At 52.3% G+C, this 25850-nt stretch carries 23 protein-coding genes and 1 tRNA gene; 10 read left to right on the forward strand and 14 right to left on the reverse strand.

What is annotated here, in order from left to right:
- Nucleotides 1-66: 66 nt before the first annotated feature.
- Together IPI86_RS25040 and IPI86_RS25045 are read right to left on the reverse strand one after the other, a co-directional pair.
- The gene (locus IPI86_RS25040; protein ID WP_345300772.1) at nt 67-1749 is read right to left on the reverse strand and encodes a serine/threonine-protein kinase; all 1683 of its coding nucleotides are present in this window, start codon (nt 1747-1749) and stop codon (nt 67-69) included.
- The gene (locus tag IPI86_RS25045) at nt 1746-4172 is read right to left on the reverse strand and encodes a hypothetical protein (protein ID WP_345300773.1); all 2427 of its coding nucleotides are present in this window, start codon (nt 4170-4172) and stop codon (nt 1746-1748) included. Before IPI86_RS25045 ends, IPI86_RS25040 begins: the two co-directional genes overlap by 4 nt.
- Before the next feature lie 71 nt (nt 4173-4243).
- Here IPI86_RS25045 and IPI86_RS25050 point away from each other — a divergent pair, with 71 nt between their 5' ends.
- Nucleotides 4244-5068, forward strand: a complete 825-nt coding sequence (locus IPI86_RS25050; RefSeq protein ID WP_345300774.1) for an aminotransferase class IV — start codon at nt 4244-4246, stop codon at nt 5066-5068.
- Between the two features lie 66 nt (nt 5069-5134).
- On the opposite strand, the gene IPI86_RS25055 is transcribed toward IPI86_RS25050, so the two are convergent.
- From IPI86_RS25055 to IPI86_RS25065, 3 genes are all read right to left on the reverse strand, one after another.
- Nucleotides 5135-6154, reverse strand: a complete 1020-nt coding sequence (locus tag IPI86_RS25055; RefSeq protein WP_345300775.1) for a tyrosine-type recombinase/integrase — start codon at nt 6152-6154, stop codon at nt 5135-5137.
- A 330-nt stretch (nt 6155-6484) separates the two neighbouring features.
- The gene (locus tag IPI86_RS25060) at nt 6485-6817 is read right to left on the reverse strand and encodes a hypothetical protein (protein WP_345300776.1); all 333 of its coding nucleotides are present in this window, start codon (nt 6815-6817) and stop codon (nt 6485-6487) included.
- Nucleotides 6814-7071, reverse strand: a complete 258-nt coding sequence (locus IPI86_RS25065; protein WP_345300777.1) for a hypothetical protein — start codon at nt 7069-7071, stop codon at nt 6814-6816. Before IPI86_RS25065 ends, IPI86_RS25060 begins: the two co-directional genes overlap by 4 nt.
- A gap of 217 nt (nt 7072-7288) precedes the next feature.
- Between IPI86_RS25065 and IPI86_RS25070 the strand changes: the two genes are divergently transcribed.
- On the forward strand, nt 7289-8152 hold the full coding sequence (locus IPI86_RS25070; RefSeq protein WP_345300778.1) for a hypothetical protein: 864 nt from the start codon (nt 7289-7291) through the stop codon (nt 8150-8152).
- 368 nt (nt 8153-8520) lie between these two features.
- Here the strand turns inward: IPI86_RS25070 and IPI86_RS25075 are convergent, their stop codons facing one another.
- Both IPI86_RS25075 and IPI86_RS25080 read right to left on the reverse strand, forming a co-directional pair.
- Nucleotides 8521-8643, reverse strand: coding sequence for a hypothetical protein (locus tag IPI86_RS25075; RefSeq protein WP_345300779.1), 123 nt, complete (start codon nt 8641-8643; stop codon nt 8521-8523).
- 42 nt (nt 8644-8685) lie between these two features.
- The gene (locus IPI86_RS25080) at nt 8686-8820 is read right to left on the reverse strand and encodes a hypothetical protein (protein WP_345300780.1); all 135 of its coding nucleotides are present in this window, start codon (nt 8818-8820) and stop codon (nt 8686-8688) included.
- A gap of 173 nt (nt 8821-8993) precedes the next feature.
- Between IPI86_RS25080 and IPI86_RS25085 the strand changes: the two genes are divergently transcribed.
- From IPI86_RS25085 to IPI86_RS25095, 3 genes are all read left to right on the forward strand, one after another.
- The gene (locus IPI86_RS25085; protein WP_345300781.1) at nt 8994-10589 is read left to right on the forward strand and encodes a hypothetical protein; all 1596 of its coding nucleotides are present in this window, start codon (nt 8994-8996) and stop codon (nt 10587-10589) included.
- A gap of 347 nt (nt 10590-10936) precedes the next feature.
- Nucleotides 10937-12334, forward strand: a complete 1398-nt coding sequence (locus IPI86_RS25090; RefSeq protein ID WP_345300782.1) for a GH116 family glycosyl hydrolase — start codon at nt 10937-10939, stop codon at nt 12332-12334.
- 2 nt (nt 12335-12336) lie between these two features.
- Nucleotides 12337-13557 (forward strand): glycosyltransferase, encoded by a 1221-nt coding sequence (locus IPI86_RS25095; protein ID WP_345300783.1) that lies wholly within the window; start codon nt 12337-12339, stop codon nt 13555-13557.
- Here IPI86_RS25095 and IPI86_RS25100 read toward each other — a convergent pair.
- A complete protein-coding gene (locus tag IPI86_RS25100; protein ID WP_345300784.1) occupies nt 13554-14345 on the reverse strand; it encodes a 4Fe-4S binding protein in 792 nt (263 codons plus the stop codon). The two genes, IPI86_RS25095 and IPI86_RS25100, sit on opposite strands and share 4 nt — an antisense overlap.
- Before the next feature lie 192 nt (nt 14346-14537).
- Between IPI86_RS25100 and IPI86_RS25105 the strand changes: the two genes are divergently transcribed.
- Nucleotides 14538-15203 (forward strand): M23 family metallopeptidase, encoded by a 666-nt coding sequence (locus IPI86_RS25105; protein ID WP_345300785.1) that lies wholly within the window; start codon nt 14538-14540, stop codon nt 15201-15203.
- Between the two features lie 50 nt (nt 15204-15253).
- Here the strand turns inward: IPI86_RS25105 and IPI86_RS25110 are convergent, their stop codons facing one another.
- The 4 genes from IPI86_RS25110 to IPI86_RS25125 all read right to left on the reverse strand — a co-directional run bounded on the left by IPI86_RS25110 (nt 15254) and on the right by IPI86_RS25125 (nt 21776).
- Nucleotides 15254-17647, reverse strand: coding sequence for an FAD-dependent oxidoreductase (locus IPI86_RS25110; RefSeq protein WP_345300786.1), 2394 nt, complete (start codon nt 17645-17647; stop codon nt 15254-15256).
- A 64-nt stretch (nt 17648-17711) separates the two neighbouring features.
- Nucleotides 17712-19175, reverse strand: coding sequence for a glycerol kinase GlpK (gene glpK / locus IPI86_RS25115; protein ID WP_345300787.1), 1464 nt, complete (start codon nt 19173-19175; stop codon nt 17712-17714).
- A 21-nt stretch (nt 19176-19196) separates the two neighbouring features.
- Entirely contained in the window at nt 19197-20048 is an 852-nt protein-coding gene (locus IPI86_RS25120; RefSeq protein ID WP_345300788.1) for a GGDEF domain-containing protein, read from the reverse strand.
- A gap of 192 nt (nt 20049-20240) precedes the next feature.
- Nucleotides 20241-21776, reverse strand: a complete 1536-nt coding sequence (locus IPI86_RS25125; RefSeq protein ID WP_345300789.1) for an amino acid permease — start codon at nt 21774-21776, stop codon at nt 20241-20243.
- Between the two features lie 224 nt (nt 21777-22000).
- Between IPI86_RS25125 and IPI86_RS25130 the strand changes: the two genes are divergently transcribed.
- Together IPI86_RS25130 and IPI86_RS25135 are read left to right on the forward strand one after the other, a co-directional pair.
- A complete protein-coding gene (locus IPI86_RS25130) occupies nt 22001-22675 on the forward strand; it encodes a radical SAM protein (protein ID WP_345300790.1) in 675 nt (224 codons plus the stop codon).
- Between the two features lie 16 nt (nt 22676-22691).
- Nucleotides 22692-23162 (forward strand): hypothetical protein, encoded by a 471-nt coding sequence (locus tag IPI86_RS25135; RefSeq protein ID WP_345300791.1) that lies wholly within the window; start codon nt 22692-22694, stop codon nt 23160-23162.
- Between the two features lie 10 nt (nt 23163-23172).
- On the opposite strand, the gene IPI86_RS25140 is transcribed toward IPI86_RS25135, so the two are convergent.
- On the reverse strand, nt 23173-24408 hold the full coding sequence (locus IPI86_RS25140) for a 3-oxoacyl-[acyl-carrier-protein] synthase III C-terminal domain-containing protein (protein ID WP_345300792.1): 1236 nt from the start codon (nt 24406-24408) through the stop codon (nt 23173-23175).
- A 216-nt stretch (nt 24409-24624) separates the two neighbouring features.
- Here IPI86_RS25140 and IPI86_RS25145 point away from each other — a divergent pair, with 216 nt between their 5' ends.
- On the forward strand, nt 24625-25116 hold the full coding sequence (locus IPI86_RS25145) for an SET domain-containing protein-lysine N-methyltransferase (protein ID WP_345300793.1): 492 nt from the start codon (nt 24625-24627) through the stop codon (nt 25114-25116).
- 52 nt (nt 25117-25168) lie between these two features.
- Here the strand turns inward: IPI86_RS25145 and IPI86_RS25150 are convergent, their stop codons facing one another.
- Complete coding sequence (locus IPI86_RS25150; protein WP_345300794.1) at nt 25169-25591, reverse strand: hypothetical protein; 423 nt, start codon at nt 25589-25591, stop codon at nt 25169-25171.
- Between the two features lie 145 nt (nt 25592-25736).
- Here IPI86_RS25150 and IPI86_RS25155 point away from each other — a divergent pair.
- Nucleotides 25737-25818: transfer RNA gene (locus tag IPI86_RS25155), tRNA-Leu, on the forward strand.
- Nucleotides 25819-25850: the final 32 nt, after the last annotated feature.

The raw sequence follows: 25850 nt of genomic DNA on the forward strand, positions 1-25850 counted from the left end.
TGCGGACTTCAGTCCACGCGTCCCTCAAAATAAAAGAGCGACTTTTATCGTCGCTCTTTTATGTTCTTACGGAATATACACTTCACAAGTCCCCGCGCTGATATCGCAGCGGGCCACTTCCTCACCGACCCAAACCACGCGGAACTGGGTCGAATCTTCCTTTAGATTCCAGAAGAACAATTCGGCATCCTCATCCTTGCGCGGCTGGATGATGCTCACATATCCGCCGTGGCAATCGGGTGGGTCAATGTATGGCGGGTCTTCGTCCTTGTAGATTTTTATGCTCACGCAATACTTGGAAGGAATGTAATTGAATTTCAAATTCTCCCAAAGGTGACCAGGGAAACGGTCTGTCGGTTTTCCACTTGGGTCGAGTCGTTCGAACGAAAAACCAGATAAACTGCGCGGCTCACCCGAACGATTGAGCATGTGAAAACTGGTCTCGTTCCAAAACAGGGTCAGGTTGTTGCCGTCACGATATTTAATGGTTGGGATAACCACTGGCACAACTGGCGAAGGAATTGGGGATGCTTCGACGGTCGGTTGAAGTGCAGTGGCCGGGGCTGAGATCAAGGTCTCAGTGGGCTGGGCAGGTTCAACGGTCGATTCGAGAGGCGCAGAGGTAGATGCCGGGGTGGGGGAGTCTGCGGCTGACGTCGGTCTATTTTTCAGCAGGTACCAGCCTCCGATCCCAAATAAAAGAAGGAGCGCAAGCAGGGCAAGTCCCCAGCGCTTTCCTTTTTTATTTTGATTTGCGCCGCGCACGGTTGCTGGCAGATCCACGGGCTGATGGATCGTACTGCCCTTCACTTTGGTATTGTTGCGCTTGGTGATGTGATCGATGGGAATACCGCTGCGGCGAATGGTTGGCACGCCAACTGGCAGCGGAGGCAGCGATATCTTTGGCGAGGATGCCACGGCCTTTATGGCTTCGTTGAGCGCGCCCATTAATTGCGCGCCCGTTTGGTAACGGTTTTTAGGGCTTTTATCCAGAGCCTTCAAAACCACAGCTTCCACTGCGGGGCTGATCTCTGGGTTGAGGCTGCGCAGCGATGGAGGTGGCTGTGAAATATGTTGCAGGGCAATGCTTGCCGGGGAAGGATCGTTGAAGGGCACGGAGCCGGTAAGGATTTCATACAAAATAACGCCGAGCGAATATAAGTCGGATTGAGGAACCGCATCTGCCGACCGACGGGCCTGCTCGGGCGAAATATAATGCGGCGTGCCGAAGATATTTCCCATCGAGCCGTCGCTGACTTCCATGGCCATGCCGAAATCACCGACCAAAACACGGCCATCGTTGGCGATCAACACATTCGACGGTTTCACATCGCGATGGATCACACCCTGGCTGTGGGCATAATCGAGGGCGCCTGCCACCGCATTGCCAATGCGCAAAACATCGGCGATGGGCATCAGTTCGCCTTCATCGGCATACATCGACATGACCGTTGAAAGGTCGTTCCCGTCCACATACTCCATCACATAATAGGAGTGTCCCTTTTCCTCATCGGCGTAAAAGATCTGGATCAGATTCTCATGGCGCCATTTCGCCATCATGCGTGCTTCCTTGATGAAGCGGCTGGTGTAGGCAGGGTCGTTCTTATAGCGTTTGTCGATCACTTTGATGGCAACAGGCCGCTGGAGTTTAACATCCTGCCCGAGGTACACGGTGGCCATGCCGCCCTGCCCGATCAAGCGTTCCACGCGGAAGTTCGCAAGCTGCCGTCCGATCATTTGGTCTGTCATTGACTGTTTGGAGTTCGCTTTCTTATTTTGGATGTAGGCAGTGTTTCTCTGCTGGCTTGCGTGATCTTGGAAAGGTCGCTGATAAAGAGGTTGAATCCATCGGCGTAGGCGTCAAGATAATCCTGAGTCAGTAAATTCGCAAGGTCTTTTCGGCCGATTGACAGCAGCGTCGCAACCTGCGGACGGAAATCGCGCAAATGAATGCGCATCACGGATCGTGCATCGGTGATGACACCCCAGGCGAGTTGTTTCTGCGTATTGTCATCTTTTGCAGTACTAAAGCGTGTGAGTGTGCTCATTGGCACAACCGCGCCGACATTCGAGAACACTTCGCGGCCTTTCAGGATGTTGTTCAATAATTCAAAACGCTCGGGGATTTTATCCAAAATATGCTGAAGCGGAAGGGGGAGATGTGCCAGCAATTTGATCGCACCCACACTTGCGCTCTCCCCTTGAATGGCGATTTCCTTTGCGCGATTCAAATACAATCCAAACCCCGCAAGCGATGCGAGATACATCCTTTGCAGTTGGTCGAAGCTCGAATAAATAGCCGCGCGGTCTTCTTTGGAATCTTCGTAGGCGGCGAGCAGCTTCATGGTTTGCTTGTGCAGGCTGAGCAGATTCAATTCGTGGAGCGGCACTTCCATATTGAGCGGATAGATCCGCTCGCGCGGAACCTTGAGACTGGCATCCATCGGGATCAGGATCGCAGGATTGGTGCGGCTCGCTTCTTCCACAACCTGACGAATGGATGCGGCGACATCGGGTTTGGTGGCGCTGAGTTTGGCGATCTCGTCCAGCAGTCCTTGCGAGGGTTTATACGTGGCCGCATGAATGGCGCGATACAAAACCAGCAGGTCGTTGATGGTCAACTGGATCTGATCATTCCGCTGCTTGAATTGCTTTCGCAGGGCAACACATTCCTTGAGCCTGACCTTGTCCGTTTCCGCACCAGACTCGGGGGAAACGTGCGGCGCCTGTTGAACCAGGTCAACATCGGCGGGTTGAAGTTGAAGCGTGAGCGATGTGTACACGCGTGACTCAGCAGGAGTGGGGGAGGGGAGCAGACTGAGATAGCGCGCCCATGAAAGCGCCTCGTTCGTCATGATCTCGGAAAGTGCCGTACCCCATGCGCCGTCAAAGAAAATATGCGACTGGTCAAAGACAAAAGTGTCGCCTGTGTCGAAAATCGTCAGCGCATGCGAGCCGATTCCGCGCTCGGTCTGGCGCAATTCTGAAAGCGGAAGCGAGTGCGTCCGCACATCTGTGGAGATCAGGATGGGTGCATATTTTAAGTTATCGAGATCGCTCACCAGCATGGGATTCAAATGGCTGCGCAGGCTGGGCAGCGCTGACCGTTTCACACGCGCAAGCGAAGAAATTTGCGACGGAGATGCAAAGGGGGATTTCAGTAATGCCGCAACCTGCGCACGGGCGGTCATCACATTCAAGGGTTTGTTCGAGCCTGGCTCACACACAGGGAAAAGGTAATAGCTGTCACGATGAATAACGCCGATCTGGGCATCGGACAATTCAAAAGGGACTCTCGTTTCGCCATAAGCGCCTGGTTCCAAATAAGCAAGGATCGACATCTGGCGTTGGTACGCGGGCAGGCTGTTTTGTGTAAGCAGTTTGAGTTTCGCCTCCCATTTTTCGAATGACTGTTTCGGCAGGGAGGTCAGGTTCGCTTTCAGGAATTGATCGAATTTGAAGCGGCGGTAGGCGGGGTAATCGAGATCGGGAGCTTCCTCCTCGCGGCGATAGGGCAGTTTGATCTGCCATTCACGGTGCAGACGTTTGGCGCGCGCACTGCTTGAGTCTTCCAATGTAGAGATCGAGACGCGTTCCCGCCATTCATTTTCAAGCAGGCCGTTGTATTGATGCAGGCAGGTGACCGCCGCCATCAGCCAGGCGGTCAGGCGGTCAACGGCATTCAAGTGGATTTTGTGTTCGCGGAGCAGGGTATCGAAACCGTGAGTTTCGTTCGTGTGGCGGGCGGTGTCTTCGCGCAACGCGTAGCTCGCATAAAATTGCCACACGCCTTCGGGAAAGGCTGCATCGGGATCCTTCCCAGCCAACTTAAGCAGATTTTGATATCCCCAAATGATCGCGGCAGGGCCCGCAAAGATCGCGCCATACATCGCCGAATCCAGGATCTGCTCCACGCCGCTGAACAGGGCGTTGATATCCTGATGCATTTTTTGAATGGGGATGCGTCGGCCGGGCAGGCGGGCCAATCCGCTGAGGATCATGCCTGGCACATTGCCGGCAGGGACAACTTTCGAAACCAGATCGACAACTGCCTCCACTTCAGGCAAAGAGAGCCGCGACAATTGCTGGACGGAGATCGTCTTTGCGACCGTACGCAGGTTCGTTGCGGTTAACTGGGACGCACGCTGTAAGTTCGATTTCTTTCCGCTCATGATTGGTGCGTAATTATAATTGCACTTCCCGATAACTCGTATTTTTGCTTTCAAAAGTGTAAAATCAAATTATGACCATCTCCGCATTTCAGATCACGAAAAAAGGGATGCGTCCCATCCAAACCCACGCGCGGACTCTGGATGAGATCACCCGCGAATTACCGCAAGGTTTCTACACCACCTTCTCCACCCTCAACGCAGGGACAAGAGTTCTGGGTATGCACAAGCATCTGCAAAGACTGTATATCCCCGCAAAGGAACTCAGCTTTCATCCCGCAGTGGACGAGATGACTTTACGTCACAGGGTTGCCGAGCTAGCCAAAACATTCCTGCCAAAGGAGGCGCGTATACGCTTGATCCTGGCGAAGAACGATGCATCCATGTATATCGTTATTCAGCAGTTTGATGCGCTTCCAAGGAAGGTTTTTGAAGAGGGTGTGCAGGTGGTCACGGCTGCGTTGGCACGCATTGCCCCACGGGTGAAGGACACGGGCTTTATTTCATCGAGCAATCACCAGCGCAGGCTGGTGGGCGGAGATGTATTTGAGGTCTTGCTAACCAAAGAGGGGAAGATATTGGAGGGAATGACGTCAAATTTTTACGCCGTCAAAAAGGATACGCTGATCACCGCCCAGCGCGGAATCCTGCTCGGGGTCACACGCCGCGCCGTGCTGCGACTCGCAAGAGGGGAGGGGATGTCCATCGAATATCGCTCCCCGCACGTGGACGAAAAATTCAGCGAGGCCTTTCTTACATCCAGTTCACGCGGTGTGGTGCCGATCGTTTCCATTGACGGAGAGCCAGTAGGGCAGGGGAGAGTGGGGGAATGGACGAAAATGCTTTCGAAGGCGTATCAGGCTTACGTTAAGGAAAGAAGCGAAAAGATAGTTAGTTAGTTTTATAGCTTCTTGTTGAAAATTTCGTCACAGGCTTGATCTACATGTTGAAGTTGAACTTCATTTTTAGTCTCTCTCAAAGACATCATGATATGCTTTGTCAAGTTCTTCATCGGTTAAGTGAGTGTACCTTTCAGTCATCGCAATATTTTCGTGTCTTGCCAGTTTCTTGGCGATTGCCAGATTGCCAGTGCCTCGCAGGGTGGCAGTTACAAAATAATGACGAAAGGAATGGGGTGTAATTTTTCCAACTAATTCCTTTCCTAGAAATTGCTCCACACGCTCTTTGACGATATTGCGCCCGGTTGTGGTCGTAATAGACACAACTCGTTTGCCAGCGCCTTTATCATGCCTTGCAAAAATGGGGAGGGAACTTAATGGTCTACCGGAATTTCCATCCAGCTCAGCGCGTTGTGAAAGATAATCTTTCATGGCTCGCATTGATCTTGCAGTAAATCGCACAACGGCTTCTTTATCGCCTTTACCAATGATGATGGCACGGCCTTCATTCCAATCTATATCGCCTCGACGGAGATTACAAGCTTCGTGAACGCGAAAACCAGTATCTGCCAGAGTAATCATAAATGCTCGGTCGCGATATGCGCGTAGTTTAGCGTTGACGGCTTCATTTTCATCATCTGCGCTTGAAATCATTAAGTTCTGAACATCCTGAATCTTTTCCAGCAATAGTTCAAAATAACGATCTTCAGATTGTGGCAAGCGTCTTCCTGGACGCCGTGAGCGTTGTCGTATAAGCACGGTCAGGCGTGACTGGCTGAGCTGTATAAGCTTCTCTGAATCAACGTACAAGTAAAACCCTTTGACCGCTTGTAGATATAATTGCTCTGTTTTTGGGGCATAACCGTGCAAGTATTCCAGAAACTTTGCAAAGAGGTTTTCTGACAAAACTTTGATGGGGGTGGTGTCTGGCGCGATCAAATTTTCCTGTAGAAATTCAGCGAAAATTTTCAACGCCTTCTTATACGCAAGCTTTGTAGATTTGCTGCGGGCACCTTCAACCATGTGTAAATATGCGCTAATCACGTGGGAAATGCTTGGGAATTCTGCCTCAGATGTGTCAGTCATGCCTATATTATATGAATTTATTGCCTCCTGTCAATGCTTTCGGTAATAATACTTATCGAAACCATAAGAGGAAAAAACAAGAATAGCGGACAAATTACCTCCGCCCCGCTCCCCTACCACTCGTTTCGCGGACACATCCAAACAAAGCGGACAAAATCCCAACAGCAGGAGACTCCGCACGTAAATTCAGCCTTCACGCGAAGCAATCAGCATTTCCCCCGTACCTCCCCTGCCCTACCTACTTTCTGGGCTGGAAACCCAGTCCGAAGGACTTTTTTGAACTGAGGCAGGGCTTTAGCCCGCACCGACCTGCACTAACCATTATTCACATTACTTTACACTAGCCAGTGCAATCACCAGCACGATTCCCAGCGCAATGACTCCTCCCGCAAACAATGTGACCGAATCCCTCAGCCACCTTGACTTGTGACTCAGCATGGCTTTGAACACCTCGCTTTGCGTCTCAGGCTTGCCCGCATCGGACTGCCACCTGCGCGGCGTGACCACGACCAGCGCGCACAGCAGTGACAACAGCCACAGCACCACCGCCAGAATGCCGCACCATTTGACAGCGGACAATGAAAGATACGCGGGCAATGTCTCGGCAGAGACAGTCAACACACCAAACAGCGCGCCTAGCAAGCCCGTGACCAGACCGATCAACAGCCGCGCGGCTTCTTCCAGATTTTCGGGGACTCAAGCGCCTGCGTTTCAACTTGTTGTTGGCAATCCTCCTCGATTTCGATAATGACAAACGTGCCATCAACGGGACAAACTGCACGATACTCTACGACTTTTCTTTTCGTTTTTTCTTTTTCATCGCCGCGATAAATGGTTTTTATCTCCTCCAGTTCAGGCAGAGATTTTTCCCATTTATGTTTGCAGCGCGGACAAGTGATCTTGATCTTCTCGCTCATTTATCTCCGGGGGGGGGGGGGGGGGGGGGGGGGGGGGGGGGGGGGGGGGGGGGGGGGGGGGGCCGGGGGGGGGGGGGGGGGGGGGGGTTGGGGGGGGGGGGGGGGGGGGGGGGGGGGGGGGGGGGGGGGGGGGGGGGGGGGGGGGGGGGGGGGGGGGGGGGGGGGGGGGGGGGGGGGGGGGGGGGGGGGGGGGGGGGGGAAAAACGGAAATGGGAAAATGCTCAAGGATGCCAATTTTTCGCAAGTCTTGGAGAGTGCACTGCGCCAAGGCATGGTGAAGGTGCGTGATGCCCGCCAGCCCGGCGCTGGCAAGTTCATCCTGCCAGTTACCCAGAGCCTGCATCGGCACGCGTCTCGTACTCCCCGCCAGGTCGCGGGTGCGGAAATTGAGGGGGTCTTCTTGCCTTACCTGTTGAAAAATAATTCCCGCCTGCCCAGCCTGCAGGGCGTGATTGCCATCGGGAAAGAGGCGTTCATTTCTCAAGCCTGCGGGTTGTTCGCGGCTGGTCAACAGCATGTCCGCGTCGCCGTTGGCAAGGTCGGCGATCAGCCTGTGGATGCTTTCGGCTTCGGGCTGTTTTTCCTGTATGCCCTGAATAATGCTCTCGTAATTATCGAACAGCCACAAGCCGCTCCACTCGCGCGCCGCTTTCAAAATGGCTTCGCGCTGCTGGCTCTCGCTCAGGCTCGCGCCCTTCTGCGCCCCCTCCTCGCCAAAAAGTACACGCATCAGCGCGTACCTGAAATTCGCCGCGTTGACCTCGTTGGCAAACGAATAGCCGCTCACGCCCCGCGTCCACATCCACGCGAAACGCTCGGCAAACGCAGCCGCCAGCGCGGTCTTGCCCATGCCGCCCGTCCCCGCCACCGTGATCACCTTACCGCCGTCGGTAAAATGTTTTGCAATTTGATGCAGTTCCAGATTGCGTCCCAACACGGGCGCGGCGGCTGGATTTCTCCCCCAAGGGCAGATTCGCCAGGCTTGCCGAGTCCACCCACCGAGGGCGTCCCCTGCTGGATGGGAAACGCTTCGCTCCACCCGTTCGCTGATACATACCCGACGGGCAGTCCCACGCTTTGAGGGTGGCGCGCCAAACTCATCCGCGCCTGACGCAGCGCCTCGCCAACAGCCAGTTGCCTGGGCCTGTGGGGTCATGCGACTCAACAACACCATCCGCAGACCGGGCGACATGTTCACAAGTCCCCTAGGGGTCAATGCTTCCATCTTTTTTTCAGCGCCAGCACCGCCACTTGCCCGTGGCGTATCACCACTTCCCATGACAGGTCAGGTGCAGCACAGGGTCCCTGCCGCAAAGCGGTTTCGCGTCGGCGGTTCCGCCGTGAGTTCTTTCCGCTGTTCTGCAAGTCTCACGGATGGACGCTCTCGTTATCCAGATCGAGCGATACCCCTCACGGGTTGCCCCTATCCGGGTCAGCCGCCAGCTGAAATCAAGCGCCTGCGGCGGGCTTGGGCGTCCGCGCATCCCCGCCTTCGCACAACTGACGGTCAGGCGCGTGGCTCCCATGCAAAGGCATCGGCTTTTCGTCCATCCAACTTATTATCTGGGTCATCAGCGAGCCGCTTCAACATCTCATCGCCCCCCAGCGCGGCAGTCAGAACCTGTCCGTTCGTGAACGGGTCGGCTTGTAATCGGTCAATCGCTGGATTTTAGCGGTCTTCACGGTCTGGTCATCAAAAGTAACGACCAGTCCCCCATCTTCCTCGCGCAACTTCAATGTGATTGCCATGCAAAGCTCCCTCAAACATTTTCCATAACCACGATTGTATGTATTTTACCGCTTGTTGCATCATTTAACTCAAGTTACCACTTTGCGACCCCGCGTCTTTGCATTAAATTTTGTGCCCCCGCTTGTCTTTCCCGTCCGCGTGGCTATAATAAAAATGGATACGGGAGGGCCGTATGAAAACAAATTCAATTCACTTCCACGGGGGCATGGCTGTGTGGATTCTCGTCACAATACTTCTCAGCGCCTCGGCGCCCTATCGGCAGGCTGTGGATGCGTCACCGCCGCAGCAGGTCGTCAAACTGGTTTTCATCCATCATTCCACGGGCGAGAACTGGCTGGCCGATGGTTACGGAGATCTCGGTCAGACTCTCGGGGAGAATAATTATTTCGTCAGCGATACAAACTACGGGTGGGGACCAGAAGCGGTCGGTGATCGCACCGACATTCCCAATTGGGTCGAGTGGTTCGCCAGTGAAAACACCCCCGTCTACATGGAAGCGCTTTTCAACGAAAGCGAACAGCACGCCGCGTACACGCGTACCCTCGCCGACCCCGGCGGCGAGAACGAGATCATCCTGTTCAAATCCTGTTTCCCCAATTCCGCGCTTGAAGGCAGCCCCAATGACCCGCCTGGCACCTACGAAGAACTCTCGGTGAGCGGCGCCAAGTATGTCTATAATCGCATCCTGCCGTTCTTCGCCTCGCGCCCCGATAAACTTTTCATCGTCATCACCGCTCCCCCACTTAGCGACCCCACCCACGCCGAAAATGCGCGCGCCTTCAACGAATGGCTCGTCAATGATTGGCTTGCCGAAAACAATTACACCCAGCACAACGTGGCGGTCTTCGATTTTTACAACCTCCTCACCAGCGCTGATGCACATCACCGCGTTACGGAGGTCGGGGTCGAGCACCTCATCGGCGCGAGCAACACCCTGCACTATCCCTCAGGCGACGACCACCCCTCTGCCGCAGGCAGTCAGAAAGCCACCGATGAATTCGTGCCGATGCTGAATTATTTCTATCATCGCTGGAAGGCGGACGCCCCGAATCAATCCGCGCCTGAGCCTGTTACAACACCTCAAACAGAATCGATGCCGCAAGAGTCTCCTGCTCAACCTTCCCCCTCCACCTTGATCGCCGATTTCGAGACTCTCACGCCAACCCTCAACGCCTACTGGGACGACGCCTCGCCCACCAGGATCACCTGCGCCCCCGTGGAAAATTCCCTGCAGATCGAGTTCGACGTCACGCCCGGGGCATGGGCCACCTGTGTGCTCTCCTTTGACACCACCCAAAACTGGAGCAGTGGACAAGGCCTGTCCTTCCGCATCCGTGCCGTAGAAGCAGGCATTCCCTACGATGTGGATATCTACACCGGTCAAAATGAATCCCGCGAAACCTATCTCGATTCCGCTACCGTGCCCGTTGACGCCGTGAACGGCTGGGCCGATGTCCAAATTCCGTGGAGCGAATTTCACCGTGCCGATTGGGAAGCCGATGCAGGCGCAGCCTTCAACAAGCCCGACCAAATTCAAGAGATCGCCATCGGCTTCGGCGGCCTCGATTCAACCAGCAACAACGGCACGATCTGGGTGGACGATATTCAACTCATCACACAGTCAGCCGCTTCCCCCGAACCCCAGCCGACTGCAGAATCTGAATCCGCTTCTGCTCCAGCCGCAAACAATCCAACCATCCCCTGCCCCAGCCCGGTGGCCATCGCCTTGCCCCTGGCTTTATTGGCCCGTCTCAAGCGCGTTTACTAGCATGATGAGTTAAATGACGCATCCCCCGCAGTTTCTGCCGGGGGATGCAATAGTTTGCTTTCGAGTTCGAGCGGGCGAAAGAAATTACTTCTTCGGCGGCGCTGGCTTCTCTTTCTTCTTCTTTTTCTTTTCCTTATTCTTGCCTTGTTCCTTGTTTGCCATAATTATCTCCTTTCCAAGAACCAATGTGGGTCGGCCCTTGAACAAAAATGATTTGTCTTTCACTATGGGCAAAGAAACCTGCAACCCATTTGCCAATAAAATGATAACAGGAGATTGCCTCGGAGGGAAGAGTTGAAAAAATAAAATAAATGGGTTTACTCATCTTCAGGGTCTATAATGAATTTATGACTTCTCAAAAACGTGTTGACCAGCCCAGCTTCATCAAAGGCTTGATTACCGGGGCCGCCGCCGGGATCGCATCCCTGATCGCCTATCAATACATCCATGCCATCATCAAACAGCCAAGGCTGATGTCGCGTGCGGTGCTGTCCAAAGCGGAGGATTTTGATACGATCGAAGCCCAAGCCTTGTTCATCGCAGCCGACAACCTGCGGTCGGCTATTGAAGTGCGCCGCTTCGGGAATCGCAAAACAAGAGAGATCCTGCATGCCGGCTATCGCAACTTCCGCGAGAGTTGGGCGCGTGATTTCAGTTTTGCATCCTTTGGGCTGCTGGCTTTGAAGGAATTCAAGGTGGTAAAAGACACCTTGGAAGCCTTTCTCGATCACCAGACTCCCGAAGGGCAATTCCCCGTCAAATTACATTCCATGGGCATGGTCACACGCTTTATGCATTCCCTGCTTGGCAGGGAACAGCCCACTGAAATTCCCATGCGTCCGAAATACATCAGCGGACACGGCACGATCTCATTGGATGGTCAATGTTTGATGGTCATCGCAGCCATTCACTACAGCTTTCAGGCAGAAGACCGCGAATTCCTCAAAACGCACTGGGAGTCACTCGTCAACGCCATTTCATGGGCGGAGAGATCGGTCCTGGAAAGCACAGACGGCCTGCTCACCCAGGCAGCCTTCGCCGATTGGGCCGATAGCATCGCCCGCAATGGACGCGTGCTTTATACGAATGTAACCTACTGGAAAGCCCTGCAGGAAATGGCCGAAGCCGCCAAGCATTTTGGGCTGAATGATCAAATATCTTTTTACTCAAAAAAAGCAGAGCAGGTTGCACAGGCAATTCAGGCACATCTTTGGCGCCCTGCCCTTGGCTATTACGCCGCCAGTGACTCGCTCGATCAACTCACCAGCAGTGGGAATCTGTTGGCAGTCGCCTGGGGATTGGCATCCACAGAACAGGCAAATTTCATTATGGATGCGATCATTGTCAACGGGATGGCCAGCCCGGTTCCGACCAAGGTTGCGTATCCATCCTATCCGCCCAACCTGATCGCACTGGAAAACCGTCTGGGCGGCGTGGCAAATTATCACACCGACGCTGCCTGGCTTTGGATCGGTGCCTGGCACGTGGTGGCACTCGCGCGCAGCGGACGAGTCGAAGAATCACATGGAATCCTGTCACGCATTGCAGAAGTCATTGTGGACGATCAGCAGGTGCATGAAGTCTACGGCCCCAACGGGAGACCTTTATCCAGTTTTTGGTATAAGTCTGAATCGCCGCTCTCATGGAATGCCGGCATGGTGGTCTATGCCTATTATGTGCTTGAATATTTTATGAAAACAAAAACCGATATTGTCTCCTCTGTCAGCAAGGATGAAAAGGAGTAACCGTGCATATCGCCAATTTTACGAACACGTATTTACCAGTCATCAGCGGGGTTGTCCGCTCTGTGCGTTCGTTTCGGGATGAACTTACCCACAGGGGCCACAATGTGTTCATCTTTGCACAGGAACAAATGGATTATACGGATAAAGACCCGTTCATTTTTCGCTATCCAAGCCTAAACCTGCCAACCGGGATTGATATTCCAACCGCGATTCCCATCTCTCCTTTTATTGATCGCTTGATCCCCGCCATCAAGCTGGATGTTATTCACACCCATCATCCCTTTCTGCTTGGGAATACTGCCGCAACAAAAGCACAGGAGCTTAACCTGCCATTGGTCTTTACCTTCCATACGCAATACCGTGAGTATACCCACTACGTACCTTTCCCCATGGAGACCGTCCAGAATTTTATAAAGAGTACTGTGGACCGTTTGCTTCAGGATTTCATGCGCCGCTGCCAGCACATCATTATCCCATCAGAGAGTATGCGCGAAACACTGGTCAATAATTACGGGCTGAAGAATAACTTTACGGTAATCCCCACAGGTGTAGACCTGGAAGCGTATCGCACCGCCAGCGGAGAAAAGATACGCAAAAAACGACGCTGGGAAAAAGATATTGTGATGATCTCCATTGGCAGGCTCGCCCCGGAAAAGAATTGGCCGACTTTATTACATGCGGCGGCTCTGGTCATAAAAGATATTCCCCAATTCCGCTTCGTGCTGATTGGCGATGGTACCGATAGAAAAAGCCTGGAAGAGCTGGCAAAAGAACTTGGCATCCAAAAGCGTGTAACGTTTACCGGCTCGCTTTCATTTGCTGAGACTCCCTCCTATATGAAAGCAGCGAATTTATTCGGCTTTGCATCCATCACAGAAACTCAGGGACTTGCAACACTCGAAGCGATGGCGGCTGGCCTGCCTGTGGTTGCAGTTGAAGCCAGTGGCACGCGCGATATTCTCAAGCACGGTCAGCAGGGCTATCTCGTAGAGAATAACCCCGAGGCATTGGCAGCTGCGATCAAAAGACTCCTCTCAAACCCCGAGAGAATGCAAAAGTTCGCGCAAGCGGCTTATAAAAAAGCCCAGTCCTTCAACATCGAGAATTTGACGGGAAAACTACTGGATGTATACGAACAAGCCATCCGCGATAAAAAGAAGAATCGCTATGTGACTGTCGTTCCGCCTGTTTCCGTTCCTGCCGAATCAGTGACGCAAGTTTAATTGAAAGCAATCTCCCGCGGATGCAGTTCGATCGCATTCTTGCTGCAACTCGCGCGGCAAACACCGCAGCCATAACAAGCCGTCGGGTCGATCACCACTTTCTTGTTATTCGATGAATATCGTATCGCGCCATATTGACATTGTCTCATGCACAGGCGGCAGCCGTTGCACGCATCCGCAGAGACACTTGCGATCCATTCCGCGCGGAACATCACAGGGTAATCTTTGCGGGCATGGGTAATACGGTAGGCCATGCAATCCTGGTCACAATTACACAGCCCGCCGATGAACGGGGTTTTGAATGTCCACACAGAATGGACGAGTCCTTCTTTGTCCAATTTGCGAATGGACTCAAGTGCTTCTTCCTTCGATAAAGTCTCCAAACTAAAGGAATCGTCTAGCGAGTCCATCAATTCCTTGTCCATGGTCAGGCCGTAGCAATAACGTGCGTTCATGTTGCCCGTGGTCACGCGCCGACAAACACACGGAAGCCGCACCGCGCCCTGCACCATCCCAAATATCTTCTCCACATCTTCCATCGGTACAACCTGCCCGTAATGATCCTCTTTTTGCATGTGAGTCAAAACAGGCTTGGCGAGCTTCATCAAAGGTGTCTTGCGGATCTTGTCCAACTGCTTAATGCTCTTCGGAACCCGTTTGTCGAACCCATTCAGGAAGTCCGCTGCATATTTGCGGCGTTGATTTTGGTTCAACAGATCCTTGGAGTAGTTCTCCATGGTCAAATACCACTTCTCCCCTTCCCCATGCTGCGTACAGAATTCACACATGCAAGCCTCCTGATGCTTTTATGATGAAATATCCCCACAGTTTCATCAGTATAGCCAGCGGATATTCCTCACCCAAGTGACATTCCTCCCGTTTCGTTGCGCAATGGTCATTGCTTGAATAGCTCAACTCAATTTGCTACAATGGGTTTGCACTACCCGCCAATTGGACAAAGCACAAAAAAGGAGAACACCATGCCCCCCGCTGGACTCAAACTGCTCTACCCTGTGAAATCCACTTTCCCCATCACCCAACGCTTCGGTGAGAATCCGCAATGGTATCCGATCACGAATGGGCACAACGGCATCGACTGGGGCATCCCCTTGCGCACACCGATCTACGCCACCCTGCCGGGCAGTGTGGTCCGTGTGGCAGCCGATAACACCGGCTATGGGAATCACATCCGCATCAGTCACGATGGCAACCTGCTCTCCATCTATGGCCACATGGATGAGAGGAATTACGCCCTCGTCAAAGTCGGTGACGCGGTCACAGCAGGCCAGCACATTGGCTACTCTGGAAACACCGGTCGCAGCACGGGTCCGCATTTGCATTTTGAGGTTCGTGAAGGCAGTACGGCTTTCAACCCCGAGCCTTATCTCAGTGAAAATATCAATGTCCCGCCCGCGAAGACCCTCTTCAAGGCCCGTGTGTTGGAAACCACTCAACCCTTCCTCAATATCCGCTCTGGCCCGGGTATCCTGTACCCGGTCATCGCCAAATACAGCCCCGGCGACGAAATGGAAGTGACCGACATCGGCGGCGACACGGTCTGGCTGCAAACCAAAAAAGGATTTGTCGCCTACCGCATTGACAAAAAGACCCTCGTCCAGATTCTCGGAATGGAAGACGAAGGCTGAGAATCAGTACGATAAAAGGTGTGGACACGGAATTCCGTGTCCACACCTTTTTATTTCCCTTTCAAATAATTCGCAATGGATGCCGCTGCGCGTTTCCCTTCCACCGCGCAATGGTCAGCGGTTTCCACGCCGCGCAATAAATTCCCCGCCACGAACACGCCATTCACGGATGAACGAAATTCCGCATCGATCCGCGGCCCCTTCGTCTGCGGATTCAATTCCAAGCCGCCAGCACGGGCCAACTCATGTTCGGGGATCCAGCTCCCGGTGAAGATGACCGTGTCACATTCCACCGTCTCAACCTGACCGCTTGCATGTGTCAATTCAACTCCTTCCACACGCTTGTGACCGAAGATATTTGACACCCGCGTCTTTGAAACAATCGGTGTACGGGTGAGGATGTCGGCAAGCGCCCACTTCATCACGATGTACGGAAATTCGATCTGATGTCGCGCTTCTTCGGTGACCATCATTTCACATTTCATGCCCGCATGCATCAAGGTCATCAACGCCGAAAGACTCACCAACTCCGCGCCGACAATGACCGCCCGCTTCCCCACTGGCAATTGCTCCTGATAAACAAAACGCTGTAACGACCCTGTGGTCAAAACACCCTGCGGACGTGTGCCAGGGATCAACCGCGCCGAACGCGGTCTTTCGCGCACGCCTGTTGCCAGCAGCACCGCGTCCGCTTCGATCTCACCGATCCCTCCGCGGGAAGTAAAAGCCAGCTTCTTCGCACTCGCCCAGCCCGTGATCGTCGTGGAGGTTTGCACTTCCACATCCATTTTTTCAGCGAGGTCGCGATAATACGTTGCATATTTCGGCCCGCTCCACATGCGCCATAGATCCTCGCGGCCAAAGCCTGTGTGATGACAAAAACGTGGCATGCCACCCGCTTCAGGCTCACGCTCAACGACAAGGATATTCTTGATTCCCTGCTTCTTCAATTCAATGGCCGCCGAAAGTCCCGCAGGTCCGCCCCCGACAATCAAAACATCTTTTACTACAGAGGGCACAGAGCGCACGGGGTCTTTTTCAAAAGAAATCGCGGTGGTCTTTGTGTGCTCTGTTGCGGTCATCTTTGTCAGCGCCGCGTGACAATTAAACCCCTGACATCTTCCCTGTGAAGCACGGGTGCGCCTTCGCAAGGCATCCACACTCGTTGCGGGGATGCGCGCATTCAAGGCATCCATCAATTCGCCGCGCGAAACCCGTTCACAGTGACAAACGATCTCCGCATACGCGGCATTCTGCGCGATCATTTCCGCGTTTTGATGCGGCCGCATCGCAGCCTCTCCGATGGTCGGCAGTTTTACCTTCTTGAATTCATCCTTCAACTTCAACGCAAGGCCCGCTTCGCGCAGCAATTCCACGCCGTATTCTGCAATGCCCATCGCGCCGGAAATGCCTGTTGAACGGATTCCGCCCAAACATAGATAGCGAAGCGCTGCATCCATTTCGATCTGATAATCGCTGTGTTCTGTCGCCGCGCGCAGGCCGGAGTAAGTCGCCGTCACTTCCTCTTCCAATAATTGCGGCAAAATTTGCTTCCCTTTTTCGAGTAAAAACTTTAATCCGCTTTCGGTTGTTTCGGTTGCAGATTTATCGCCCAGGTCTTCTGCGGTCGGCCCCAATAAAATATTTCCATACACCGTCGGGCTGATCAACACACCTTTTGTAATGGATGTCGGCACCGGCAGCAGTACGTGATTAACCAGCGGGCGCGCCATTTTGTCGTACACAATTAACTGTCCGCGTCGCGGCGTGACCTTGAAACTGGTCTTTCCAAAATGAGCATTGATCTCGTCTGAAAACAATCCCGCTGCATTGATGACATAGCGGGCGTTGACAGATGAATGACCATCAACGATGGTCCACGACAATCCGCCATCCATGGTTTGTGGTCTGATCTCCCTCACTTGAAAATTCAGAAACAATTCCACACCATTTAGCATGGCTTGATACGCCATCGCAATTGGAACGGAAAACGTGCAAAGGATTCCCTCCCCTGGCACGAACAGTCCGCCCAGCGCGCCTTTGTTGATGTGCGGTTCGCGCTGGTAAATTTCCTCTGCGGAAATAATGCGCACATCCATTTCGCCGTTATCGTGCGCCTGTTTCAATAATTTCGGCAGGGTGTCGAATTGATCTTGATTCCACGCGATGAGCAGACCGCCCAACAATTCATGCGCGATGTTTGCTTCGGGCAGGTATTCCTGCATAAGTTTGTAACTGCGCTTGAGCAGCTTGGCTTCGAGTGAGCCTGGCTTGGCATCATAGCCTGTGTGCCAGATGGCTGTGCTGGCTTTGGAAGTCCCCATGCCCACGTCTGAGTTGGCTTCGATCAATGCAATATTGAGTTGATAGCGGGAGAGTTCCCGTGCAATGGCGCATCCCACCGCCCCAGCGCCGATGATGGCAATATCGTAAGTTGTTGTCATAATATTCTTCTCGTAACTGGTGATCGAGTAGGGCGGCTGCTTCTCCGCCCGTGTCGAGACCACATTATTTGTGGAAAATCTTCACCGCATCCAACGCCTTGTTCCACTGCGCCAGCTTCTTTTCTCTTTCTGCTTTCTTCATTTGCGGTTTGTAAGAGGTTTCCGATTTCCAATTCTGCGCCAGCTCATTGAAACTCGTTCCCAACGCAGACATGCCTGCAAGGTTGGCAATACCGATGGCGGTGGCTTCCAACGCGGCAGAGACACGTACCTCGATATCCAACAGGTCAGCGATCATCTGCATGAGGTAGGGATTCCCCGATGGGCCGCCATCCACCTTGAGATGCGGCGGGCGTTGACCGAGATCCTGCGACATGGCAGTGACCACTTCATACACGCGGCAGGCAATTCCATCCAGCGTAGCACGGACAATGTCATCAGAGGTGGTGCTGCGGTTCAAGCCGAACATCGCACCTTGCACATCCGTGCGCCAGTGCGGGGCGGCGAGTCCTTGCAGGGCAGGAATGACAACGACACCCATGTCCTTTGAATTCCGCGCAGATTTGTGACTCGACGCAGAATCGGGGATGAATTTCAAGTTATCGCGCAGCCATTGCACCGCCGAGCCAGTGACAAAAATTCCACCGTCAAAAGCATATGCGGTATGTCCATTGAAATTCCATCCGACCGTGGTGAGGAGTCCGTTGTTGGAAAGTTTGGGTTTGTCGCCGATGTTCATCAACAGAAAACTACCCGTGCCGAACGAGCATTTCATTTCCCCGGCATTAAAACAAGCCTGACCAAATAACGCGGCTTGCTGGTCAACCAAAAGCGCATGCAATGGCAATGGCCTTCCATTTCCAAAATCCACATCGCCAATGTGTCCCGCCGAAGGTTTGATCTCGGGAAGCATACTGCGCGGCACGTCGAATAATTTCAACAGGTCGTCATCCCATTGGAAAGTATTCATATCGAAGAGCAAAGTACGCGAAGCAGTGGATGGGTCGGTGATGTGCAGTTTTCCCCCGCTTAGTTTCCAGATGACCCAGGTTTCAGTGGTTCCGAATTTCAACTTGCCTTCATGGGCCTTTTTACGGATGTCGGGATTATTTTCAAAGACCCATTTGAGTTTGGGCGCGGAGAAATAACTGTCGAGCAGGAGTCCTGTTTTTTGGCGAAGCAGGTTCGGGTCCACGCTGGAAGCGAGTGCATCGCAGACGGATTGTCCACGCGTATCCTGCCAGACGATGGCAGGCGTCACCGCCTCGCCAGTTTCTGCATCCCAAACGATGAAGGTTTCACCCTGATTGTCGAAGCCGACCGCAGAGATCTCGTATTTATCAAGCAGGGGTGCACAGGCTTCTTTTACAGTTCGGACAATATCGTTAGGTTCCTGCTCCACCCAGCCCGCCTGTGGAAAACGCGCAGGGAGTTGAGCGGAATTCTTTTCGAGCATCTCCCCCATCTCGTTCACGATGACAGCCGTGGTTTGTGTGGTGCCTTGATCTATGCCGAGCAGATATTTCATTTTGCCTCTCAATTTGTAGAGTTAGCCCAAATATAGAAAATAACGTATTCCGTTCTTTGTGCTGGCTTTGACGGAATACATGAGTTCATCTGCGATCCGTATCGTTTCGACCGTGGAATGCGGGGCGGATTCAAATGTCACTGCGCCGGCACTGAAGGTGACAAAAGGATAGGACCGGCACAATTTTTCTTTGAGGTGGTTTTGTATTTTGGACATGATGACTTCAACCTCGTTTCGTCCCGCTTCGGGGAAGAGCAGGGCGAATTCATCTCCGCCCAATCGGGCAACAGCGTCTGTGCTGCGAATCTGACACTTCAGTTCTTCGGCGATAAACTTGATCAACTGGTCACCTTCGTTGTGGCCAAAATTATCATTGACTTGTTTAAAGTTATCCAGATCGAGATATACAAGCGTGAACGGACGTTTATATCTTCTTGAGCGGTTGAGTTCATGTTCCAAAAGCCTGTTGAAGCGTCGGGCATTCATCACACCTGTGACGTAATCCGTATCCGCAAGAGCTTCTATGGTCCTTTGTGATTTGTGCAGTTCTGCGATCAGGTAGGTGACAGTGACAAAGAAACCGAGTCGAATCAGTGTGTTCCAAAAATAGATGATGGGCTGCCGATAATCCGTGCCTGCAAAAAAATCGGCGACCGCCCATGTGATCGCGCTGAGTGCAGCAATGAACAGGCCTGTTTTAAATTTTACGTGCCATGTGGTCGATGCGATCGGGATCAGGTAGAACAATGAAAAGCTGAACTCGTTTCCCGTGGCGTAATCGACCAGCCCCAGAAAGGAAACCAGCATGAGGCTGGATAATATCCAGAATTTCGAGCTTCGTTCTTCGAAGGCTTTGGTGAGCATCTTATTCATCTGTTCTTGGGTATACCAATCTGTGAATCCTTGTTTTTGCACTTGCAAATAGTCAGGAACTGTGTCAAAATAGAGATGTCCCAGCCAGGGTGCCCCCCTCACCCTGACTGGGGCACTTTTTTAAACTGATATAAAATCAAGAGCGGTATCTCAAAAGAGATACCGCTCTTGATTTTACTTTACAACAGACTGTTATTGTTCGCCGAATTTTCTTTCGATGTCAGCGATCAACTTCTGACGTTCCTTGATCTTGTCGCCTTCAGGCACACCCTCAAAGCGGTTGCGCTCGAAGCCATACCAGACGATGGGCATCACAACGACCATGCCAACGGTGAAGTAGAAAACCTTCTCATTGGGCGGGAAGAATCCGCTGATCGCCAGCACGACACCGAATATGACGGCAAGCACAGCATTGGGTTTGGAAAGGCCGCCAAGGTTGAATGGACCCTTCTCTTTCCATTTCGGTCCGCCTTCAGCGAGAAGTCCCGCTGCGATCGGCATCACCATGGAGATATAAAGGAAGACCGCGCAAGCTACAGCCAGCACGAGATAGTAAGGGGCGTACACAGTGCTTAGCAGCGCCAAAATGGCAGAGACCCAAACCGCGGTGCCTGGTGTGCGATACACAGTGCTGACCGTGGAGAGAGCAGCAGACCCAGGCAGGCCGCCGTCGCGGGCGAAGGCATACATCATGCGGGAGGTGGAGGTAAGGCCAGCCAGCGCACAAACGTAGTTGACAAGTACCATGCCAATGGCAAGGAACAGGCTTAATCCATACGGCATGCGGGAAGCGCTCCACATATAGAAGAACGAACCCCAGCCAGCCGCGCCAGCTTCTTCAATGCTTGGCATCGTCAACACATAGGCAGCTACAGCAACGAGGCCGAACACCCAGGACCAGAATACAGCGGTCCACATGCCCTTCGGCACGTTTACCTGTGCATCCTGTGTTTCTTCGGAGGTGTGAGCAGAAGCATCGAAGCCTGTAATAGTGTAACAAACATACGAGAGACCGAGCAGGAATGCAAAGGCTACATTCTCAGTGCGGAAGGGAACCACCGCGCCGCCCACATCGCCGGTGAAGTTTTGGAAGGTCCACAAACGGGTGAAGTCGAGGGGAACAGAGCTGAAAGCAAACAGGGTGACGATCAAAATAACCGTCAGGCCCAGGATTACATAGCCGCTCCAGTCAGTGAGCTTTGTGGTGATATCAATGTAGTAATGATTCAATGTCGCTTGTGAAACGAGTACGACCGCCACAAAAATGAACTGGTGCCAGTAGCCGAAGGAAGATACATCCACACCCAGCACGGTGGCAAGCAGAAGGTCTTTGAAGAATACAGTGTAGAGAAGAACATCCACCGAGGAAACCACGCAGATCAAACCGATGAGGTTGAACCAGGCAGTGGCCCAGCCCCAGGCCTTACCGCCGAGGTGGGAACTCCAGTGATAGAGTCCGCCCGCTGTTGGGAAGGACGAAGCGATCTGTCCCATGCCGAAGGCCACGCTCAAAGCGAGCACGCCGCCGACCAGCCAGATCAAAAATGCGCCGCCAGATCCGAGGGCATTGAATGCGGCGGGGAAGGCGGAAATGCCGCCTGCCAAAATACAAATGATGGAAAATGAAATCGCGAAGTTCGAGAAGCCGCTCATGCGGCGCGAAAGTTCCTGTGCATACCCCAGCTTATGTAGTACCTGCTTGTCGTGCGCTTGACTCTTTTCAGCCATTTTCGTAATTCTCCTTGAATTGAGTTTTTTACATCAAGAAACCGAACTTACGAAGTGCAAAAAATATTTATCAACGATACACATCCTCCTCCTCCCTTTCGGGAGCTTCCTCTGAATGGTATGTGGTCATAACACTGACAATCGGACAAAGGTACGATTAATTCCCGCCATTATCGCACAAAATGCCTCTTGATAAAATAGACCAAATGTTCTAAAATGGATTTATGGACTCTCTCGACACTTTAAAGTTACTCTCGTCACAAATGACCTTTGAGCCGGATGGAGAACCGCGCATCAATTCCGACACTCCGACCTGCTTCAGTCCGAAGGAGAGGGACCATGCCTTTACACATCCCGCCCAACTCCCCAATGGTCAGAAGATCGTCCTGCTCAAGACATTGCTATCTTCCGCTTGTGAACGCGACTGCTTCTATTGTCCATTTCGTGCAGGCAGGGATTTTCGCCGCGCTACATTCAAGCCCGATGAATTCGCGAGTCTCTTCAGTAAAATGAATCGGGGTGGAATGGCTGAAGGTGTATTTCTCAGCTCCGGGGTCGCTGGAGGCGGTGTTCGGACTCAGGATAAGCTCCTCGACACAGCAGATATCCTCCGTAAAAAATATCTATTCAAAGGCTATCTCCATCTCAAGATGATGCCGGGTTCGGAGAAGGATCAGGTCTACCGCGCTATGCAGCTCGCCGACCGTGTCTCGGTCAACCTCGAGGCGCCCAGCACCGAACGGCTCGCCAAACTTGCCCCGCATAAGATCTTCATTGAAGAATTGCTTCGCCCGTTGCGATGGGTGGAGGAAATTCGTAGAAGTGTGCCAGCCTACAAATTCTGGAATGGCCGCTATCCGTCCACAGTGACTCAATTCGTTGCAGGCGGGATCAGATGAAAGTGATCTTGAATTATTGAACACGACCAACTGGCTGATGAAAAATGTCAGGCTTAAGCGTGCATACTTCTCGGCCTTCCATCCCGTTTACGATACCCCGCTCGAAAATAAACCTGCTGTGAATCCCATGCGCGAACATCGTCTGTATCAGGCGTCGTTCCTGCTGCGTGATTACGGCTTTGATCTTGAAGACCTTCCCTTCACAACGGAAAGCAATCTCCCCATTCACACAGACCCAAAGCAGGCATGGGCTCAAATGAATCTATTGCATAGCCCCATCGAGATCAATCAGGCAGACAGGCACCAATTACTGCGTATCCCTGGCATTGGGCTCAAAGGGGCAGATGCGATTCTGAACGCAAGAAGATTGAGCCGCTTACGTGACCTCTCCACGCTGAAGAAGCTTGGAATCATCGCCGAACGCGCCGCTCCCTATGTTTTACTGGATGGTAGAAAATCAGCCTATCAGCTTGGTCTCTTCAAGTAATGCCTGCATCTCAAGCGTTTCCCAGCGTTACAGCCAGCACATCATAATAAGTGCCTGCCCCAAAGCCATCGAACAGAACATTGTCACCGGGGTTGATCTTCGGCAGTTGACGCAGGAACGCGATCATATTGCTCGCCGCGCTAACGTTTCCAAAATCGCTCAATAACCACGGCATGGGGAATTCGATGCCTGCGTTTTGCAATTGCTTTGCCTTCAATTGATTGATCTTGTAGTTGGCATGATGAACAATGCCAACCGCGAGTTGCTTTTCCGGAGTACCTAATCTTTGCATCAACTCTGCATATTCATAAAATACATCCGTCACCACTTTGACTCCCGTGCGCACAAATAACTTGACCATGCCCATCGGCCCCGCCATCGTAATGGGTGAACCGTCCTTCGGTTCGTGCATCAATCCTGCCACGCGAATATGTGATGAATTTTCCTGTGTCACTTCAACCAATGACTCACTCTCATTTTTACCTGGATGCGGGTAATACATACGGATCGCCAGCACTCCTTCCCCGTCAAAAGCTTCATGTTCCCTGCCGACTAAAAACTTAAAGGTCTCTCCCGGTATCACCCCGATCACACCAGCGGCATTGGCAAACAACTGCAGGGCATATTTATCATGTGAATGGCTGGTAAAGCGGCTCAATCCTTCGATTCCACCCACTAAAACTTTCTTGCCGAGCAATTCCTCGGCCATATTCACCTGTCCCTTGCGTGCCAGGGCGGGATTCAACGCCAGATGTAACCCAGCTACCGAGCTGTCACAAGCCTTATGGACGCTTACCTTTAATGCATTCTCAGGGATGCCGGCACGTCGGCAGATCTGCTCCACATAATCGGGGATCACAGGCCCGCCTACGCCGATCAACACAGCCTGCACCTCGTCAATGCGCCAGCCATTTGCGCGGGCGGCTTCTTGCAACATTCTCGTTCCAACCTGCATTTCCAATTCGACGTCTTCTGGTTTATCCAGTGTGGGGATATGGTGGCGGCTGAGAAATCCCAGCTCTGATAAATTCATGGTGTCCTCATCCTCAAGGGGCTCGCCGTATCGCTGAGCCACCAAGTCGCGCAGACGGAGATTGTCATAGCTTTCACCCCATGTACCGTACGCACCGCCAATGCCAAGCTTGGAATTGTAAACGCTGCTAAAACCAAAAGGTATGCCAGATGCTACCTGAATGATCTCCTTATTAATGTTCGGAAGATCAAAAAATGATTGAGGGATATCCATGTTGATTCTCCTTGATAAAGCACTAAAGCATGTCTCTATGAGAATAAACAACACTATTCTCTGCATTAGGTTGCTTGATATTACACAATGCAAGTTTGATTCACAAATCACTGCAACCTTAAAATATCAAAACACAGCTTCATTAACTCTTGCAATTAATCCTATTGTTGCTATACTAAACAACAAGTAAGAGATATTAAAGGAGAAACAAATAAAATGATGTCAACAACAATAACAATGGAAACGCTTGCAATAAAAACGGAGAATAAATTTAGAACTCTCGTGACAAAGCAGGCGTACAAAAAAGGTGAAGTGATCTGTTCCATGCCAAGCGAGAATATTATGGATAAGCCGAATCGTTTCACCGTACAGATCGGCCGTGAGGTTCATACACACGTTGGCAAGCTTGCTGCGCTGAATCATTCTTGCGACCCGAATGTCATTCTCGACACAAAGAAGATGGTCATGATCGCGCGCCGTGATATTGAAAAGGGGGAGGAACTTTCCTTCTTCTATCCGTCCACAGAATGGGAGATGCAGGCTCCTTTCATCTGCATTTGTGGAGCATCGAACTGCATCCACGTCGTCGCGGGCGCGCGCTTCCTGCCGCTCTCGACCCTCGAGAATCATTACCTCAACCCGCACATTCGTGAAATGATGATTGAACTACTCAATCATACGCAGGAACATCTCAAAAGTTTGAAATAAACAAAAAGAGGACATCGTTTATGGCGATGTCCTCTTTTTGTTTAAACCCATCTTACAACTTCCGATGCAGTGCCAGCAGGGCGTAGGCATTTTCCCAGGGTTTACCCAGCCTGTGATTGTCTGAGACTTCGATCTTGTTGAGTCGCATGGCGATCTGGGGCAAAAGCGAAGCGATCGTCGCCCAATCATCGCCGAGGACGGCGGTTTTCATTTTCTCGGCTAGCTGACCCGCCCACATCCACTCCATGCGGAACTTATCAGCTTTCACCCAGTAATCGCGTTTTTCCCAGGCGGCTACGGAAACATCCACGCCTTCTGAAATGGATTGCAATGCCAGGGCGATGAACGAGGCCATGTCCTTCGCTTCGGGTGTGACCTTCGCCATCTTCATCATTTCACGCATGCACAATACGATCGACTTTGTCAAACGGGTTCGTTCTTTTCCTACAGAATCAGGGTTGATGACTCGGCTCAAGGCGATTTCTCCATATTGGTTTTTTACACAAGCGCGGGATTATACCGCTGATTTCAGGCGGTCAGAGGGTGCCGGAGGAAAAATATAATATTGTTGACGCACCCCCATCCCTGCTTTATAATTCCGCCCGCTCATTGATTGAGTTGGGGACGTGTTGGAATTGGCAGACAAGCATGACTTAGGATCATGTGCCGCAAGGCATGTGGGTTCGACTCCCACCGTCCTCACTATTTTACAAGACCCGCAAGCGCTTTTATCC

It is taken from the genome of Candidatus Villigracilis affinis (genome assembly GCF_016705895.1).
GTDB lineage: Bacteria > Chloroflexota > Anaerolineae > Anaerolineales > Villigracilaceae > Villigracilis > Villigracilis affinis.

Coding starts and splice junctions, on each gene's coding strand:
- IPI86_RS25040 (WP_345300772.1), bottom strand. CDS start 1,749: ATGACAGACCAAATGATCGGACGGCAGCTTGCGAACTTCCGCGTGGAA.
- IPI86_RS25045 (WP_345300773.1), bottom strand. CDS start 4,172: ATGAGCGGAAAGAAATCGAACTTACAGCGTGCGTCCCAGTTAACCGCA.
- IPI86_RS25050 (WP_345300774.1), top strand. CDS start 4,244: ATGACCATCTCCGCATTTCAGATCACGAAAAAAGGGATGCGTCCCATC.
- IPI86_RS25055 (WP_345300775.1), bottom strand. CDS start 6,154: ATGACTGACACATCTGAGGCAGAATTCCCAAGCATTTCCCACGTGATT.
- IPI86_RS25065 (WP_345300777.1), bottom strand. CDS start 7,071: ATGAGCGAGAAGATCAAGATCACTTGTCCGCGCTGCAAACATAAATGG.
- IPI86_RS25070 (WP_345300778.1), top strand. CDS start 7,289: ATGCTCAAGGATGCCAATTTTTCGCAAGTCTTGGAGAGTGCACTGCGC.
- IPI86_RS25075 (WP_345300779.1), bottom strand. CDS start 8,643: ATGACCCAGATAATAAGTTGGATGGACGAAAAGCCGATGCCTTTGCAT.
- IPI86_RS25080 (WP_345300780.1), bottom strand. CDS start 8,820: ATGGCAATCACATTGAAGTTGCGCGAGGAAGATGGGGGACTGGTCGTT.
- IPI86_RS25085 (WP_345300781.1), top strand. CDS start 8,994: ATGAAAACAAATTCAATTCACTTCCACGGGGGCATGGCTGTGTGGATT.
- IPI86_RS25090 (WP_345300782.1), top strand. CDS start 10,937: ATGACTTCTCAAAAACGTGTTGACCAGCCCAGCTTCATCAAAGGCTTG.
- IPI86_RS25100 (WP_345300784.1), bottom strand. CDS start 14,345: ATGTGTGAATTCTGTACGCAGCATGGGGAAGGGGAGAAGTGGTATTTG.
- IPI86_RS25105 (WP_345300785.1), top strand. CDS start 14,538: ATGCCCCCCGCTGGACTCAAACTGCTCTACCCTGTGAAATCCACTTTC.
- IPI86_RS25110 (WP_345300786.1), bottom strand. CDS start 17,647: ATGACAACAACTTACGATATTGCCATCATCGGCGCTGGGGCGGTGGGA.
- glpK (WP_345300787.1), bottom strand. CDS start 19,175: ATGAAATATCTGCTCGGCATAGATCAAGGCACCACACAAACCACGGCT.
- IPI86_RS25120 (WP_345300788.1), bottom strand. CDS start 20,048: ATGAATAAGATGCTCACCAAAGCCTTCGAAGAACGAAGCTCGAAATTC.
- IPI86_RS25125 (WP_345300789.1), bottom strand. CDS start 21,776: ATGGCTGAAAAGAGTCAAGCGCACGACAAGCAGGTACTACATAAGCTG.
- IPI86_RS25130 (WP_345300790.1), top strand. CDS start 22,001: ATGGACTCTCTCGACACTTTAAAGTTACTCTCGTCACAAATGACCTTT.
- IPI86_RS25140 (WP_345300792.1), bottom strand. CDS start 24,408: ATGGATATCCCTCAATCATTTTTTGATCTTCCGAACATTAATAAGGAG.
- IPI86_RS25145 (WP_345300793.1), top strand. CDS start 24,625: ATGATGTCAACAACAATAACAATGGAAACGCTTGCAATAAAAACGGAG.